The following is a 224-nucleotide window of genomic DNA, read 5'->3' on the forward strand; positions in this document are numbered from 1 at the left end:
AAGTAGGGGGGAGGGTCGTTCATCAGATTCATGACCGCTGCCTGCACATGGTCACGAAGGTTGCGTGTAAAATAGTGCCGGCGGGCTTCGTCACCGGCATTCGGAACAATTGATGAGAGGTTGAGTTGGACCTGGCCGTCCTGATCGAGAACGACAATGCCTTTATCCAGCCAGTCGTCCAGGATGGAGCGGGGATGAACGTCTTTGGTGATGTCGCTCACCAG

1 pseudogene is annotated in these 224 nt (G+C 55.4%); it reads right to left on the minus strand.

What is annotated here, in order from left to right:
• A pseudogene (locus AF337_RS14835) lies at positions 1-224 on the minus strand (DUF6502 family protein); the annotation flags it as partial.

This window comes from Rhizobium ecuadorense, from assembly GCF_001187535.1.
Lineage (GTDB): Bacteria > Pseudomonadota > Alphaproteobacteria > Rhizobiales > Rhizobiaceae > Rhizobium > Rhizobium ecuadorense.